This window comes from Brachybacterium sp. B718/18, assembly GCF_055454375.1.
The window spans coordinates 79,543-95,799 of the sequence record NZ_JBVDDO010000005.1; the positions used below are offsets into that span (position 1 = coordinate 79,543).

Here is a 16,257-nt window from a genome sequence, read left to right on the forward strand (position 1 = left end):
CCGGATCGGCACGCGCCGATAGACTGCCCCGCGTGATGAACGAGATCGAGATCGGCCGCAACAAGCGGGGACGCCGCAGCTACAGCTTCGACGACGTGGCGGTGGTGCCCTCCCGGCGCACGCGCGACCCCGAGGACGTCTCGACGTCCTGGCAGGTGGACGCCTACCACTTCGACATCCCGATCTTCGCCGCGCCGATGGACTCCCTCATGTCGCCCGATACGGCGATCGCGCTCGGCCGTCACGGCGGGCTGGGCGTGCTCGACCTCGAGGGCCTGTGGACCCGCTACGAGGACCCGACGGCCCAGTTCGATCGCATCGCCGCCGCCTCCGACGAGGATGTCGTCGCCGTCATGCGCGAGGCCTACTCCGCCCCGGTGCAGGCCGAGCTGATCCGCGACCGCATCCGCCAGCTGCGCGACGCGGGCGTGACCGCCGCAGGGTCCCTCTCCCCGCAGCGCACGCAGGAGCACTGGAAGACGGTCGTCGACGCCGGTGTGGATCTCTTCTTCATCCGCGGCACCACGGTCTCCGCGGAGCACGTCTCCTCCGGTCGGGAGCCGCTGAACCTCAAGCGTTTCATCTACGAGCTCGACGTGCCCGTCATCGTCGGCGGCTGCGCGACCTACACCGCGGCCCTGCACCTCATGCGCACCGGCGCCGCGGGCGTGCTCGTCGGCTTCGGCGGCGGCGCCTCGCAGACCACCCAGGAGACCCTCGGCATCACCGTGCCGCTCGCGAGCGCGGTGGCGGACGTCGCGGCGGCGCGCCGCGACTACATGGACGAGTCCGGCGGCCGCTACGTGCACGTCATCGCCGACGGCGGCCTGGGCCGCTCCGGCGATCTCGTCAAGGCGATCGCCTGCGGGGCCGATGGTCTGATGGTCGGCGCGGCCCTCGCCCGCGCCGAGGAGGCCCCCGGCCGCGGCCACCACTGGGGCAGCGAGGCGCACCACCCGACCCTGACCCGCGGCCGCCGCGTGCAGGTCGGCACCGCCGGCTCGCTCGAGCAGATCCTCTTCGGCCCCTCGATTGCGGCCGACGGCGCGACCAACCTGGTCGGCGCTCTGCGGCACGCGATGGCGACGACGGGCTACACGGACCTCAAGGAGTTCCAGCGCATCGAGGTCGTCACCACCGCCTGAGAATCTCCGAACCGTCCCCGGTGCCGAGGGAGGGGTCGCTCAGGCGGAGCGGATCAGGGAGATGATCCCCCAGATCAGCATCACCAGCGCGATGAACCCCAGCACCACGGGGAGCAGGAAGCCGATCCCGACAGTGATCAGGAACCCGCTCATCCCCGCTCCCCACAGCGCGACGGCCTCACCACCGGTGCAGGTCACCGTGACCTCCTGATCACCGGAGACGGTCACCGTGTACAGGTCGTAGTAGGGCACGCCGTCGACCGATCCCATCGACGTGTCCGACGGCTCGGCGCGATCGACCGAGATGTCCTCGCCCTCGATCTCGCAGGTCGTCGTGTCGAGGTCCTCCTGGGGCACGGCGATCGCGTACATCGACCAGGTCGAGGCCTCGAAGCTGTCCCCGGCAGGATCCAGCGGAGTCATCTCGGTATTGGCGGAGTAGAGCACCACGCCGCTGAGCAGCGCCGCGACGATAGGCATCACGACCAGTCCGACGGCATTGGCGACGAGTCCGAGCGCGCCGAACACCGTGCGCTTCACCCCTCGGCGTCGACGTGGCGGGAGCTGGGAGTAGTCAGGAGTCAGGCCGTAAACGGGCGGATAGGACATCGGGTCCCCCTCCGGTCGTGTGGATGCGGAGCTCAGGATAACCAGCGGCCCGACGGGGCGGCGGGGCGGAGGCGCGTTGTCGTGCGGCGACGGTGCCTGGCACACTGAGTCGGTCCGGTCCGGTCCGCACTGAGGCGACGGGACGTCGGCGGGAGACAGGGGGAGAGGCGATGGAACCACTCGTCGTCCTGATGCTGGTGGTGTTCGGGGTCATCGCCGCCGTGGTGAAGATGGTGAGCACGGGGGACGGCAGCTCCGGCGGTGATTCCCGGAAGGATCGGGGAAGGCCCCGCACGACGGTCACCCGGACCACCACCGTCCAGCGCACTCGGCGGATCGTGACGAGCTCGCCGACCGCCGACGCGGTGACGGCGGTCAGGATGACGGATCCGCGCGAGCGCTCGTCCCGGCACGACCAGGCTCGTGCCGCCGCTCTCGCCGCCGTGGCCTCGGTGCTCACCGCTGCCGCGGCGCGCCCTGCTGCTGCGATGCGCTCCGCTGCGGCGACGCACTCCGCGCCGGAGGCGGGCGGTTCCGACGACGTCCCGTCGGACGCTCCCCGCGCCGAGCCCGCGGCGCCCGAGCACGTCGTCGGCTCGGTGTACACCCCGTCCGCGTCGTCCTACAGCGTCTACACGCCCACCTCCGTCTACGAGAGCGGCGCGTCGATCCTGGACGAGAACGAGTCCTCGGACGCGCTCGAGCGCTGAGGGTCGCCGCCCTCCCGCGTGTAGCGCAGCAGCAGCTCGTCACCGCCGCGCAGGATCCCGGCGAGCCGCATCGCGGTCGGCGCGGACTCCGGGGAACGGGCGATCAGGCCCACGCCCCCGGCCTCGAGCGTCGGGGCGAGGGTGAGGCACAGCTCGTCGACCGCGCCCGCGGCGAGGAAGGTGCCGAACAGGGTTGGCCCGCCCTCGGCGTGGATCCTTCCGAGGCCGCGGTCGGCGAGCACGGCGCGGGCCGCCGCCGGATCGATCACGGAGGTCCCGGCGTCGACCACCTCGGCCACCTCCGCGAGACGCTCCCTCGCCCACCGCGGCGCCTCCTCGACGGTGAGCACGAGGGGGCGCACCGGGGCCTCGACGAAGAGCGGGGAGGACGGGTCGAGGTCGAGCCGCCCCGAGACGAGGGCGAGGACCGGCTGCTCCGCGAGGCCGTGCGCGCGGCGCCAGCACGCGGCGTCGACGGAGAGCCGCATCGCCCCGTAGCCCTCCGCGCGCACCGTGCCGGCCCCGACCAGGATCACGTCGGCCCACCACCGCATCAGATCGAAGACCCGACGGTCCGCGGCGCCGCCGAGGCCACCGGAGAGCCCCTCCCGGGTCACGGCCCCGTCAAGGCTCTCGACGAAGTTCATCCGCAGCCAGGGGACCCGCGGCGGCGCGTAGGCCGCGAGGATCTGCTCCTCGCGGAGATCCTCCGCGGCCTGCGGCCACAGCGCGTCGATCCGGGCCACGGCGGGCTCCTCGGCCCTCAGCCGCGGACGACCGCGAGGGCCTGCTGCGCGATCGCGAGCTCCTCGTCGGTCGGGACGATGAGCACGGTCACCGCGGAGTCGTCGGCCGAGATGACCCGCACACCCTTCGCCCGCTCGGCGTTGCGGGCCGGGTCGAGCCGGATCCCGAAGCCCTCGAGGCCCGCCAGCACCCGCTCGCGCACCTCCGGCACGTTCTCGCCGATCCCGGCCGTGAAGGTGATCGCGTCGAGCCCGCCGAGCGCGAAAGCGTAGGAGCCGACGTACTTGCGCAGGCGGTGCACGTAGACCTGCATGGCGAGCTCCGCCTCCTGGTTCCCGTCGCGGATCGCGGCGGTGATGTCGCGGAAGTCGCTCATGCCGCACAGGCCCTGCATGCCGGACTGCTTGTTGAGCAGGGTGTCGATCGCGTCGATGCCCATCCCCGCGCTGCGGGAGAGATGGGCGTACACCGAGGGGTCGATGTCCCCGGTGCGGGTGCCCATGACCAGGCCCTCGAGCGGGGTGAGGCCCATCGAGGTGTCTACCGGCTCCCCGCCGCGCACCGCCGAGGCGGAGGCGCCGTTGCCGAGGTGCAGCACGATCTGGCGCAGCTCGGAGGCGTCCATCCCCTGGGCTGCGAAGTGGGCGGTGACCTGCTCGGAGACGTAGCGGTGGCTGGTGCCGTGCGCGCCGTAGCGGCGGATCCGGTACTCGTCGGCGACCTGCTTGTTCAGCGCGTAGGTGCGCGCCGCCTCCGGCAGGGAGGTGAAGAAGGCGGTGTCGAAGACCGCCACGTGAGGGATGTCCGGAAACATTCGACGAGCGGCGTCGATCCCGTCGACGGCGGCCGGGTTGTGCAGCGGGGCGAGCGAGCCGAGATCCGCGATCTGGTCCCGCACCCAGGAGTCGATGAGGGTGGGGGAGGAGAAGCGCGCGCCGCCCTGGACGACCCGGTGCCCGACGGCGACCACGTTCGCCTCCTCGAGGGAGAGACCGGCCTCCTCGAACAGCTGCATGACCACCTGCATGCCAACCACGTGATCGGGCACCTCGCCCTGGTACGGCTGGGTGACCGACCCGGCCTCGAGCCGGGCGCTGCCGGAATCCTGGCCGATCCGCTCGACGATGCCGGAGGCGAAGACCTCCTCACGGGCGGGATCCAGCAGCTGGAACTTCAGCGAGGAGGAGCCCGAGTTCAGCACCAGCACGGTCGCGGCGTCGGGTATGCGGGGGGCGCCCTCCGCACTGTCGGAGGAGGTTTTGGTCGACGGAGTGAGGCTCATGCGTGGTCCTTCTGCTCGGTGGGGGCGGCCGCGGACTCCGCGTCGGCCGCCTGGGCCTGGATCGCGGTGATCACCACGGTGTTGATGATGTCGTCGACCAGGGCGCCGCGGGAGAGGTCGTTGACGGGCTTGTTCAGGCCCTGCAGCACCGGACCGATCGCGATCGCGCCGGCGGAGCGCTGCACCGCCTTGTAGGTGTTGTTGCCGGTGTTGAGGTCGGGGAAGACGAACACCGTCGCCCGCCCGGCCACCGAGGAGTCGGGGAGCTTGGTCTTGGCGACCGAGACGTCCACCGCGGCGTCGTACTGGATCGGGCCCTCCACGTCGAGCGAGGGATCCGCGGCGCGCACCAGCGAGGTCGCCTCGCGCACCTTGTCGACGTCGGCGCCCGTGCCGGAGGTGCCTGTGGAGTAGGACAGCATCGCCACGCGCGGCTCGATGCCGAACTGGGCGGCGGTGACGGCGGACTGCGCGGCGATGTCGGCGAGCTGCTCGGCCGTCGGATCCGGGTTCACGGCGCAGTCGCCGTAGACCAGCACGCGGTCCTCGAGGGCCATGAGGAAAACCGAGGACACGATCTTCGCACCGGGCTTGGTCTTGATGATCTCGAAGCTCGGACGGATGGTGTGCGCCGTCGAGTGGACGGCGCCGGAGACCATGCCGTCGGCCTCGCCCATCTGCACCATCATCGTGCCGAAGTAGGAGACGTCCTGGACGATGTCCCGCGCCTTCTCGAGGGTCATGCCCTTGTGGGCGCGCAGCCGCGTGTACTCGGCGGCGTACTTCTCGAGCAGCTCGGGATCCTGCGGCGAGACGATCCGCGCCTCGGAGACGTCGTGGCCGAGCTGAGCGGCCTTCGCGCGGATCGCCGTCTCGTCGCCGAGGAGGATGAGCGCGGCGACACCGCGGGCGAGGATCGCCTCGGCCGCCGCGAGGATGCGCGGCTCGTCGCCCTCGGGCAGCACGATGGTCTTCTTCTCCCCGCGGGCGCGGGCCAGCAGCTCGAACTCGAACATCATCGGTGTGACCACCTCGCTGCGGGCGACGTCGAGCACGCCCAGCAGCTCGGCGGCGCGCAGGTGCTCGCCGACGGCGCGGCGGGCCGCGTCGACCTTCTGCGGGCTGCCCGCCGAGAGGCGGCCGCGGGTGCGGGAGACCCGGAGTGCCGTGTCGAAGGTGTCCAGGTCGGTCGCGACGATCGGCAGATCCTGCTGCACGCCGGCGATCAGGCGGTTGACCTCGTCCGGCACGTCGTAGCCGCCGGTCAGCACGATCGCGGCGAGCGAGGGGAAGGTGCCCGACTGCTGCGCCATGACCAGGCCCGGCAGGAGGTCGTAGCGGTCCCCGGGGGCGACCACGGTGCAGTTCTCGGTGAGCCGGCTGAGCACGTTCGGCAGACTCATCGCGGCGATCACGGTGCCCGTCGAGACGCGACCCAGCCACTCCTCGCTGCCCTGCAGCAGGGTGCCGTCGACCGAGTCCTTGATGGCCTGCACCGTCGGGGCCATCACCACGGGGTTCTCGGGGATCGCGGCGACCAGCGGCACCTCGACCCGGTCGGCCACGGCACGCTGGATCGCCTCGAGCGAGGCGGGGTCGGAGCGGTTCACGACCACCGCGATCGGGCTCGCATGGTGCGAGGTGAACTCCCCGATGGAGACGACCGCGAGGGCCGCCAGCTGATCGGGGCTGCGCTCCATCCCGGAGAGCACCACCACCACCGGGGCGCCGATGTTCGCGGCGACCTCCGCGTTGAAGGACAGCTCGGTGGGGTTGGCGAGATCGTCGTAGTCCGAGCCGAGGACCACCAGCAGCGAGTACCGCTCGGCGAGGTCGCGGTGGCGACGCAGGATCTGCTCGTGGGCGGCCTCCGGGTCGGACAGCACCAACTGGTGGTCCACCCCGACGGCGTCCTCATAGGACTGGGTGACCGCCGGGTGCGCGGTCAGGAGGTCGATCGCGTAGTCGTGGGCCTCGTCGGCCTTGACCACGGGGCGGAACACCCCGACGCTATCGGAACGGGAGGCGAGGGCTTCGAGGAGGCCGAACGCCACCATCGACTTGCCGGTCATCCCCTCAGGGCTGGCGATATAGACACTCTGCGACACGCCCTCCAGCCTACGGCGGCGGGAGCGGGAGGGGGAGGCCCGAGGTCCCCCCGAGCGGCGTCGCCCGGATCTGCCGTGGCAGGTGTGAGGACCCGCACCCCGGTCGCCGCGCCTCACAGGGCGCGCTCCTACGATGGGCGCATGCTCCGCACCGCCCTCCGTCCCCGCTTCCTCGGGCTGCTCGCCCTGATGGTCGCGGCGACCGTGGTGTGCGGGCTGCTCGCCACCTGGCAGTGGGACCGGGCGCATCGCGCGCTCTCCGACCGGGTGGACGGCCCCCAGCAGCTCGGCGAGATCCAGCAGGTCCTCGGGGTGGGCGATGCGGTGACCAACCAGATCGTCGGCGACATCGTCACCGCCCGCGGCGAGTTCCTCCCCGGCGAGCAGGTGCTCGTGCCCGGCCGGCTGATCGACGACACCGAGGCCGTGATCGTCGTGTCCGCCCTCGAGGTCGTCACGGCCGACGGCACGACGGCGCGGCTCCCCGTCGCACGCGGTTGGGTGCCGGCCGCCGAGGTCACCGGGGCCGACGGGGAGATCGACCCCGCGCTCGCGCCCGCCGCCCCCGCCGGGGAGGTCGAGGTGACCGGGCGGCTCGAGGCGAGCGAGTCCGCGACCGGCGGCGTGACGGACGGCGTCGCCGCCGAGATCGCAACTCCGCTGCTGGTCAACGAGTGGGGCGCCCCGATGTACGCCGGGTACATCGCCCAGACCGACACCGCCGAGGGCCTCCGCCCGATGCCCGAGGGCGGATCCGCCTTCACCCGCGGACTGGACTGGCAGAACATCGGCTACTCCGCGCAGTGGGTGCTCTTCGGCGCCTTCTTCCTCTACCTGTGGTGGCGCTCCGTGCGCCAGGCGTACCTCGACGATCTCGCCGCGCAGCGGGAGTCGCTCGCGGAGCGGCTCGCGGCCACGACCCCCGCCCCGATCCAGACCCCGACCAAGGACGTGTGACCCGTGCCCACCCCCCGCCCCCTCGACGCCACCGCCGCCCGCACCTCCTTCGCCCGCTTCCGCGTGGCCTCGATCGTGGAGGGCATCGCGCTGCTGGTGCTCGTGGGCATCATGACCATGCGCTACCTGGTCTTCGGCGGCGACGCCTGGTTCACCTCGACCTCCCCGACCTGGGAGCACATCTCCTCGATCTGGTCCCCGATCCACGGGCTGATCTACATGATCTACGTGATCCTCGGCTTCGACCTGTGGATGAAGATGCGCTGGAGCCTGCCGCGCATGCTGCTGCTGATGCTCTTCGGCGTCGTGCCGGTGCTCTCCTTCTTCGGCGAGCGCTGGACGCACCAGGCCGTCGAGCGCGATCTCGCGCGGCGTCCCACCCTGCAGGACCAGGACGCCTGAGCACGTAGACTCATCCGGGTGACCGACACCGACCAGCGCCCCGTCCTCGTCGTCGACTTCGGCGCCCAGTACGCCCAGCTCATCGCCCGTCGCGTGCGCGAGGCCCGCGTCTACTCCGAGGTCGTCCCGCACACCATGAGCGTCGCGGACGTCCTGGCCAAGGAGCCCCGCGCGATCATCCTCTCCGGGGGCCCCTCCTCCGTGTACGAGGAGGGCGCGCCGCGCCTGGACCCGGCGCTGCTCGAGGCCGGGGTGCCCGTGCTCGGCCTCTGCTACGGCTTCCAGTCGATGGCCGCCGCGCTCGACGGCACCGTCGCCCCGACGGGCGTGCGCGAGTACGGCGCCACACGGCTCGAGGAGATCGACGCCGAGTCGCAGCTGCTGCGCGCTCAGGATCTCGACCAGAACGTATGGATGAGCCACGGCGACTCGGTGACCGCCGCCCCGTCGGGCTTCCGCGTGGTCGCCACCTCCGCGGGCGCGCCCGTCGCCGCCTTCGAGGACACCGAGCGGCGCCTCTACGGCGTCCAGTGGCACCCCGAGGTGGGCCATTCGGACCGCGGCCAGGAGGTGCTGGAAAACTTCCTGCACCGCGGCGCGGGCATCGAGCCCACCTGGACCACCGGCAACGTCATCGAGGAGCAGGTCGAGCGGATCCGCGCCCAGGTGGGCGAGGGCACCGCGATCTGCGGCCTCTCCGGCGGGGTCGACTCCGCCGTCGCCGCCGCGCTCGTCCAGCGCGCCATCGGCGACCGCCTCACCTGCGTGTACGTCAACCACGGCCTCATGCGCCAGGACGAGTCGGAGCAGATCGAGAAGGCCTTCGGCGAGTCCACCGGCGGCGCGAAGCTGGTCATGGTCGACGCCGAGGAGCAGTTCCTCACCGCGCTCGCCGGGGTCACCGACCCCGAGCAGAAGCGCAAGATCATCGGCCGCGAGTTCATCCGCTCCTTCGAGGGCGCCCAGGCGGAGATCCTCCGCGAGCAGGGCGTCGTCGAGGGCGAGGGGGACTCAGCGCATGCGGAGGCCAAGGCGTTCCTGGTGCAGGGCACCCTCTACCCCGATGTCGTCGAGTCCGGCGGCGGCGAGGGCGCGGCGAACATCAAGAGCCACCACAACGTGGGCGGCCTGCCCGAGGACCTCTCCTTCGAGCTCGTCGAGCCGCTGCGCGCCCTGTTCAAGGACGAGGTCCGCGCCGTCGGCTCCGAGCTCGGCCTGCCCGACGAGATCGTCTGGCGCCAGCCCTTCCCCGGACCCGGCCTCGGCATCCGCATCATCGGCGAGGTCACGAAGGAGCGCCTGGACATCCTCCGCGCGGCCGACGCGATCGCCCGCACCGAGCTCACCGCCGCGGGCCTCGACCGCACCATCTGGCAGTGCCCCGTCGTGCTCCTGGCCGACGTCCGCTCCGTGGGCGTCCAGGGCGACGGCCGCACCTACGGCCACCCCGTCGTTCTGCGCCCCGTCACCAGCGACGACGCGATGACTGCCGACTGGGCCAAGGTGCCCTACGAGGTGCTCTCGCGGATCTCGACCCGCATCACCAACGAGGTCAGCGAGATCAACCGCGTCACCCTCGACATCACCTCGAAGCCCCCGGGCACCATCGAGTGGGAGTGAGCGCGCACCGCTGAGGCGGGGCGCGCCCGGCGCCGCCCCCGCAGGAGCGGCGCCCCGAGTCGACCGCAGCCTCGTCGGCCGACCACGGCGCTGAGCCGTCTCGCGGGCGGGTGGTCAGCTCCGTGACGGCGGCTCGAGCAGGCGCGAGGGATGTGCGGGGGCGACGGCGTGCCAGGAGCGGGTGCGCTCGAAGGTCTCCCAGCCCATCGAGGCGTAGATCCCGTCGGCGCCGGTGGGGGAGTCGTCGTCGACCTCGAGGTCCACGAACCCGCGTCCGCGTTCGGCGGCGTCGCGGATCGCGGCGCGCAGCAGGGACTTCGCGATCCCGTGGCCGCGGGCGCTGCGGTGCACGCCGAGGTACTCCAGGTAGGTGCCCTCGCCGCGGGTCGGGGTGGCCTTCATCGGGGCGGCGACGAGGCCGCCAGCGGGCAGCCAGCGCCCCTCCCGTTCGATCTCCGCGATCCACCAGTGGTCCCAGTCCGCCTCGTCCGGGGCCTCGATGAGGCGCTGGACGAACTCGGCGAAGGACTCGCGGTAGGAGTTGAAATGGTCGGCGAAGGACTCCTCGAGCATCCGGTGCACAGTGCGGACGTCCTGCGCGACGGGCAGTCCCGAGTCGTGCCGATGCACGCGCCGCACCCGCGTGCCCTCGCGCGGGGCGGGTAGCGAGGTCGCCTCCTCGGGGGCGACGGAGCGGCGCATGTGCAGCCAGGAGCGCACCATCTCGTAGCCGGCCGCGGCGAGGAGCTGCGCACGGTCGGTGTCGAGCTCGTTCGCGTCGGTGGTGAGCTTGGTGGCCTCCACGCCGCGGGCACGGGCGAAGGAGCCGCCGACCTCGACCGCCCAGTCCAGCAGCGAGGCGGCGAGGGCCTCCCGCTCGGGAGCGTCGGCGGCGATCACGAACTGAACGTTGGTGCGCCCGCTCGCGCGGTCCTCGAGTGCGATCCAGGCCAGCGGCGGCTGGTCGAGGGAGGGGGAGCCGTCGGCGCCGACGGGCACGACGACCACCTGGCGGCGGGACCAGGACTTCAGCCCCACCATGCGGGAGCGCAGCGCGGTCTCGTCGGCCGCGGCCTCGGGGTCGTGGCGGCGCAGCGCGGCGGTGAGCAGTGCGGTCACCGGGGCGACGTCGGCCGCGAGCGGCAGGCGCGTGGCGAGCCGGTCCGCGAGGGTGGCGGGCAGGGTGGGCGGGAAGTGATCCACGAGCAGCATCCGTCCATCGTGTCATGGAGGCCTGTCCGGGCACCGGCCCGCGGGAGCTCCGGATCGAGAACGACGAGACCACCGGTCCTCGGGGACGGGAGGAGCGGTGGTCTCGTGGATCGGGCCCGGCGAGCGGTGATCAGCGTCGCGCGGGATCGCCCTGCTGCTCGGCCGCGGAGTCGACCACGCGGATCTCGCCCGTGGTGGTGACGGACTCGCTCGCCCCCACCGCGGCTAGGGCGCCCGTGGTGGTGTCGAGGGGCTCGTGCTCCGTCTCGGCATCCTCCCCGGAGGGTGCGTCGTGCAGGGTGTCGCGCAGCGGGACCTGCTTGACGAACAGCGAGAGCAGCAGCGCGAGGACCACGAAGGGCACGGCGGTGAGGAAGACGCCGTGCATCGCGTCGCCCATGCCCGCGCGGATCGGCTCCACGAGGAACTCCGGCAGCTGCGCGAGCGCAGCAGGGTCCAGCACCGAGGCCTCGAGCGAGGAGGCGTCCGCGCCGCCGCCGGACTGTTGCAGGGCGGCGAGCTGCTCCGGCGGCAGGCTGCTGAGCTGCTCCTCGATGGCCGGGCCCATCCGGGAGGCCATCACGGTGCCGAGCACGGCGGTGCCGATGGTCGAGCCGATGTTGCGGAAGAACTGGATCGAGGCGGTGGCGATGCCGAGCTCCTTCTGGGACACCGCGTTCTGCACCACCAGGGTGTACACCTGCATCGACAGGCCCAGGCCCAGGCCGATCACGACCATGGCGAGGGTGAGATGCCAGGGGGAGTCGCCGTACTGGATGTCGGCCAGCAGCAGGTAGCCGCCCACCAGCACCAGCCCGCCCAGGACCAGGAAGATCTTGTAGGTGCCGAAGCGGGTGATGAGCAGACCCACCAGGATCGAGGTGAGGATCATCGCCACCGACAGCGGGATGAGGATCGCGCCGGAGTTGGTGGCCGAGACACCCATGACACCCTGCGCGTAGACGGGGATGTAGATGATCGCGCCGAACATCGCCACGGCGATCGCGAAGGAGGCGGCGACGGAGAGGGCGACCACGGGGCGGGTGATGAGGTGCATCGGGAGCAGGGGCTCCTCGACGCGGGTCTCGATGATCACGAAGGTGAGGAGGAAGGCCGCGGCGACCGCGTACATCCCGATGATCACGCCCGAGTCCCAGGCGTAGTTGTTGCCGCCCCAGGTGGTGGCGAGCAGTCCGATCACGAGCCCGGGGGTCAGGGTGATCATGCCGAGGTAGTCGACCTTGCCGTGCTGCGCAGAGGTGGGCAGGTGCAGGAAGCGCAGGATGAACACGAAGGCGGCGATGCCGATGGGGAGGGTCAGGTAGAACAGCCAGCGCCAGCCGAGGTTGTCGGTGACCGTGCCGCCGATCAGCGGGCCCACCACGGAGGTCACGCCGAAGACGGCGCCCATGATGCCCTGGTACTTGCCGCGCTGACGCGGCGGGATGATGTCGCCGATGATCGTCTGGCTGAGCGGCATCAGGGTGCCCATGCCCAGGCCCTGGACGGCGCGGGCGAAGACCAGGAACCAGAAGTCGGTGGCCATGCCCGAGAGGATCGAGCCGAGCATGAAGACGGCCAGGCCCCCGAGGTAGAACCAGCGGCGGCCGTAGAGGTCGGAGAGCTTGCCGACGATCGGCACCGCGACGGCGGAGACCAGCATCGCGGCGGTCGCGATCCAGCTGTAGTACTCCACGCCGCCGAGCTCGGCGACGATCCGCGGCAGTGCGGGGCCGACGATCGTCTGGGAGAGGGAGGCGACGAACATGCCGAGCATGAGGCCGATGAAGACGAGCTTGCCCTGGCGGTCCAGGCCGGTGAAGGCGGCCGGCGTCGCAGTCGCGGTGGGAGATGTGCTCACGAATACCTCGGGGAGATGAGTGGACGGATGCGGATGGCGCGCGCGGGAGGCGCGTCGGCGGCCGCTGCACGTCCTCGTGCCTCGACGAAGCCATGCTAACTGGTTGTTGCATTGACTGCACTATTGCATCGAGTGCAGATTCTGTGATCTCTCGGACCTACGATGTCCCCGTGAGCGAGAACGAGACCGCACCCGCCGGGCTACGGGAACAGAAGAAGCACGCGACCCGGCTGGCGATGCACCGGGCGGCCCTCGAGCTGGTCGCCGAGGACGGGCTCTCGGGGGTGACCTCCGAGATGATCGCCCGGCGCGCGGGCGTCTCTCCCCGCACCTTCTTCAACCACTGGTCCACGAAGGAGTCCGCGATCCTCGGCATCGTCGGGGACGAGGGGCCGCGAGCCGTCGCATCCCTGCGGGAGAAGCTCGAGACGCTGCCGGTGCGGGCCGCCCTGCTGGCCGTCATCCGTGAAGGCATCTCCCGGATCCCCGTCGACCCCGAGCTGCGTGAGCTGAAGAAGCGGGTCATGGCGCAGGAGCCGAGCCTGCACTCGATCTCCACCGGCAATCTGCAGGCGATGCAGACCGACCTCGTCGACGTGCTCGACGAGGCGCTCGACGGGGAGGACTCCCGGGAGCTCGCGATCATCGTCGTGCAGGTCAGCTTCGCGCTCACCCGCAGCGCCTTCGCGATCTCGATGCGCCGCGGTATCGACCCCGTGCTCGCCTTCGACCAGGTGATCGAGCTCTACCACGAGCGCGCCCGGCACCTCTGAGGCGGGCCGGGCGCCCGGGGGAGTCAGCGGAGGAGACGCCCGCTCCCGGTCGTCCAGCCCCGCCCGTCGGACAGACGATCGGCTACGCCGCGTTCGAGCCGGGTGCGGCGCGGGAGCGCGGCGGGATCCACCGGCGGGCGCAGCCCGAAGGTGAAGAAGAGGGCGCCGTCGGCCCCCTGGGGGTCGCTGCCGATCAGCTGCCAGCGCGCGGCGAAGCGGGCGAGGTTCGACTCGGGCCCGGTGATCTCCGCGAACTGGTCGCTCAGCAGCCAGGAGTCGCAGGTGAACTCGTGGCCGAAGCGCGGGGCGTCGGCCGGGCGGTCCGCGTTCAGATCGGCGTAGTGCTCGGTGAAGTAGGCGACGGCGGCGTCGAAGGAGGCGTCCACCTCGGCGGGGTCCAGGGGGCCCGTCGCGGGGATGTGGGTGCCGACGACCCAGCGCTGCGGCTCGTCCGGGCCGGTGCGCTCCGCGCCGTGCTCGAGCCGAGTCACGCGCCGACGGCTCAGGTCGAACTGCAGCCGACCCAGGTGCACCAGACGGCCCGCCCAGTTCCCGGTGACCCAGTTCAGCTGGTGCAGGCCCAGCCGCCCCGTGCCCGTGCGGTGCACCCGCATTTGCTGGCCGAGATCCGCGAGGACCGTCCACGACAGCGCCGGGGAGAGTCCGCGGGCGCCATGCCAGCGCCGCACCGTCGCGGTGGAGACGGTGAGCGCGAGGATCGCGAGCAGCCCCTCACCCGGGGCGATGCCCTGCTGGAGAGCGTCGAGCTCGTCCTTGCGGGCGGCGAGGTCGACCTCGGGCACCTCGAGCCCGGCGGCGGCGCGCAGCTGGTTCGCGAGCGCCGTGACCTCCGCGAGGAGCGCGGGGTCCGCAGTCGCCGGACCGACGAGGGGCAGCAGGTCCTCGGCGTCGGCGCCGGTGATGCCGAGCAGCTCGAGCAGCGAGGGATAGGACGGCACGGTGAGCATGGCCGCTACCTCGGCGGGCTCGAGCTCGTCCTCGGACTCGACGAGTACGGGTGGGGCGGTGGTCATGGGGCCACGGTACTGGGTGATCCCCGCCACCCCGCTACGATCGATCCGTCCCGATCGCGATGCAGCCGGTCCGCCGGCGAGGAGGCCCCGATGACCAGCCCGCAACAGGATTCCGCCGGCCCCGAGCCGCAGGCGGCGCCCGAGGCTCCCGCCGCGGCTCCCGCCGTGCCCTCCGGCTCCGCCGAGGCCGAGCAGATCCGCAGCGCCTACGCCTTCGACGGAGCGCGCATCCACCTCGGTGCCCTCGTCGCGGACGGCGGCGCGGGGGAGCCGGATCCGAGCGTGCCGGTGAACCTCTCGGTGGCGATGCTCAACCGCCACGGCCTCATCGCGGGTGCGACCGGCACCGGCAAGACCCGCACCCTCCAGGTCATCGCCGAGCAGGCCGCCCACGCCGGGGCGGCGGTCTTCGTCGCGGACATGAAGGGCGACCTCTCGGGCATCGCCGTGCCGGGTGCCGCCTCGGAGAAGCTCACCGCGCGTGCCGCCGCCCGCGGTCAGGAGTGGGTCTCGCGCGCCGCGCCGACGGAGTTCTACACCCTGGGCGGGCAGGGCGAGGGCGTCCCGATCCGCACCACCGTCTCCGACTTCGGGCCGGTGCTGATGGCCAAGGTGCTCGAGCTGAACGAGACCCAGGAGTCCTCGCTCGGGCTGATCTTCCATTACGCCGACGCGCAGGGACTCGCGCTCCTGGACCTCAAGGACCTCCGCGCCCTGATCCAGTTCCTCACCTCCGACGAGGGCAAGAGCGAACTCAAGGGCATCGGCGGGATCTCGAGCGCGACCGCCGGGGTGATCCTGCGCAGCCTCACCACCTTCGAGGCCTCCGGCGCGGACGTCTTCTTCGGCGAGCCCGCCTTCGACACCCAGCAGCTGCTGCGCACACAGAACGGCACCGGGATCATCTCCTGCCTCGAGCTCCCCGGCGTCGCCTCCCGACCCGCCCTGTTCTCGACCTTCATGATGTGGATGCTCGCCGAGCTGTACCAGGAGCTGCCCGAGGTCGGCGATGCCGAGGTGCCGAAGCTGGTGTTCTTCTTCGACGAGGCGCACCTGCTGTTCAAGGACGCTTCCAAGGCGTTCCTGGACCAGGTGGTCCAGACGGTGCGGCTGATCCGCTCCAAGGGCGTCGGCATCTTCTTCATCACCCAGACCCCGAAGGACATCCCCGGCGACGTCCTCGCCCAGCTGGGCAACCGCATCCAGCACGCGCTGCGCGCCTTCACCCCGGACGACGCGAAGGCGCTCAAGGCCACCGCCAAGACCTTCCCCACCTCCGAGCACGACCTCGAGGAGGTCATCCCCGCACTCGGCACCGGCGAGGCGATCGTGACCGTGATGAGCGAGGACGGCGCGCCGACCCCGGTCGCGATCACGGCCGTCCGCGCCCCGGAGAGCTCGATGGAGCCGGCCGGTGCCGAGGTGATCACGGCCGCCGTCGCCGCCTCCCCGCTGCAGGCGCAGTACGGCACCGCCGTGGACAACGAGTCCGCCTACGAGATCCTGCAGCAGCGCGCCGCGAAGGAGGCCGAGGCCCAGGACGCCGCGGCGGGGAAGAGTGCCGGACCTGCGGCCGACGGCACCGGGGCGCCGGCGGAGCGCGCCGCGAAGCCCGCCGCGAAGACGGCGGGCAAGGACGAGGGTTTCTTCCAGAACCCCGCCGTGAAGTCCTTCCTGCGTTCGGCCGGGACCGTGCTGGGCCGCGAGATCACGCGCGGCCTGTTCGGCACCCGTCGGCGGCGCTGAGGCAGGAGCCCGACCGGGCAGGGACGGCCCCGGAACGAGGACGGCGCCCCC

At 71.9% G+C, this 16,257-nt stretch carries 14 protein-coding genes; 7 read left to right on the forward strand and 7 right to left on the reverse strand.

Annotated elements, in window-relative coordinates; genetic code table 11:
• The first annotated feature begins 35 nt into the window (after nt 1-35).
• Nucleotides 36-1,145, forward strand: a complete 1,110-nt coding sequence (locus ACZCAH_RS09525; protein WP_464340981.1) for a GuaB3 family IMP dehydrogenase-related protein — start codon at nt 36-38, stop codon at nt 1,143-1,145.
• A 39-nt stretch (nt 1,146-1,184) separates the two neighbouring features.
• On the opposite strand, the gene ACZCAH_RS09530 is transcribed toward ACZCAH_RS09525, so the two are convergent.
• On the reverse strand, nt 1,185-1,754 hold the full coding sequence (locus tag ACZCAH_RS09530) for a hypothetical protein (protein ID WP_464340851.1): 570 nt from the start codon (nt 1,752-1,754) through the stop codon (nt 1,185-1,187).
• A 170-nt stretch (nt 1,755-1,924) separates the two neighbouring features.
• Here ACZCAH_RS09530 and ACZCAH_RS09535 point away from each other — a divergent pair, with 170 nt between their 5' ends.
• Nucleotides 1,925-2,464 (forward strand): hypothetical protein, encoded by a 540-nt coding sequence (locus tag ACZCAH_RS09535; protein ID WP_464340852.1) that lies wholly within the window; start codon nt 1,925-1,927, stop codon nt 2,462-2,464.
• Here ACZCAH_RS09535 and ACZCAH_RS09540 read toward each other — a convergent pair.
• Genes ACZCAH_RS09540 through pta form a run of 3 tightly spaced genes read right to left on the reverse strand, consistent with a single transcriptional unit; the run spans nt 2,404 to nt 6,601 of the window.
• Entirely contained in the window at nt 2,404-3,210 is an 807-nt protein-coding gene (locus ACZCAH_RS09540; RefSeq protein ID WP_464340853.1) for a pyrimidine reductase family protein, read from the reverse strand. The two genes, ACZCAH_RS09535 and ACZCAH_RS09540, sit on opposite strands and share 61 nt — an antisense overlap.
• Before the next feature lie 17 nt (nt 3,211-3,227).
• Complete coding sequence (locus ACZCAH_RS09545) at nt 3,228-4,493, reverse strand: acetate kinase (protein ID WP_464340854.1); 1,266 nt, start codon at nt 4,491-4,493, stop codon at nt 3,228-3,230.
• The gene (pta, locus tag ACZCAH_RS09550) at nt 4,490-6,601 is read right to left on the reverse strand and encodes a phosphate acetyltransferase (RefSeq protein ID WP_464340855.1); all 2,112 of its coding nucleotides are present in this window, start codon (nt 6,599-6,601) and stop codon (nt 4,490-4,492) included. The genes ACZCAH_RS09545 and pta overlap by 4 nt, the downstream gene beginning before the upstream one ends.
• A gap of 141 nt (nt 6,602-6,742) precedes the next feature.
• Here pta and ACZCAH_RS09555 point away from each other — a divergent pair, with 141 nt between their 5' ends.
• From ACZCAH_RS09555 to guaA, 3 genes are read left to right on the forward strand one after another with little or no spacing between them, the layout of a single operon-like run.
• Nucleotides 6,743-7,558, forward strand: a complete 816-nt coding sequence (locus ACZCAH_RS09555; protein WP_464340856.1) for an SURF1 family protein — start codon at nt 6,743-6,745, stop codon at nt 7,556-7,558.
• Nucleotides 7,559-7,561: 3 nt separating this feature from the next.
• Nucleotides 7,562-7,960, forward strand: coding sequence for a DUF3817 domain-containing protein (locus tag ACZCAH_RS09560; protein WP_329747209.1), 399 nt, complete (start codon nt 7,562-7,564; stop codon nt 7,958-7,960).
• Nucleotides 7,961-7,978: 18 nt separating this feature from the next.
• Nucleotides 7,979-9,580 carry a glutamine-hydrolyzing GMP synthase gene (guaA, locus tag ACZCAH_RS09565; protein ID WP_464340857.1) on the forward strand — a complete coding sequence of 534 codons (1,602 nt, stop codon included), beginning with the start codon at nt 7,979-7,981 and terminating at the stop codon, nt 9,578-9,580.
• 114 nt (nt 9,581-9,694) lie between these two features.
• On the opposite strand, the gene ACZCAH_RS09570 is transcribed toward guaA, so the two are convergent.
• Complete coding sequence (locus ACZCAH_RS09570) at nt 9,695-10,792, reverse strand: GNAT family N-acetyltransferase (RefSeq protein WP_464340858.1); 1,098 nt, start codon at nt 10,790-10,792, stop codon at nt 9,695-9,697.
• Between the two features lie 130 nt (nt 10,793-10,922).
• Nucleotides 10,923-12,653, reverse strand: a complete 1,731-nt coding sequence (locus tag ACZCAH_RS09575; RefSeq protein WP_464340859.1) for an MDR family MFS transporter — start codon at nt 12,651-12,653, stop codon at nt 10,923-10,925.
• A gap of 170 nt (nt 12,654-12,823) precedes the next feature.
• Between ACZCAH_RS09575 and ACZCAH_RS09580 the strand changes: the two genes are divergently transcribed.
• Complete coding sequence (locus ACZCAH_RS09580) at nt 12,824-13,426, forward strand: TetR/AcrR family transcriptional regulator (protein ID WP_464340860.1); 603 nt, start codon at nt 12,824-12,826, stop codon at nt 13,424-13,426.
• 23 nt (nt 13,427-13,449) lie between these two features.
• Here ACZCAH_RS09580 and ACZCAH_RS09585 read toward each other — a convergent pair whose 3' ends face one another.
• Nucleotides 13,450-14,460, reverse strand: coding sequence for an acyltransferase domain-containing protein (locus ACZCAH_RS09585; RefSeq protein ID WP_464340861.1), 1,011 nt, complete (start codon nt 14,458-14,460; stop codon nt 13,450-13,452).
• A gap of 90 nt (nt 14,461-14,550) precedes the next feature.
• Here ACZCAH_RS09585 and ACZCAH_RS09590 point away from each other — a divergent pair, with 90 nt between their 5' ends.
• The gene (locus tag ACZCAH_RS09590) at nt 14,551-16,206 is read left to right on the forward strand and encodes a helicase HerA-like domain-containing protein (RefSeq protein ID WP_464340862.1); all 1,656 of its coding nucleotides are present in this window, start codon (nt 14,551-14,553) and stop codon (nt 16,204-16,206) included.
• Nucleotides 16,207-16,257 lie beyond the last annotated feature (51 nt).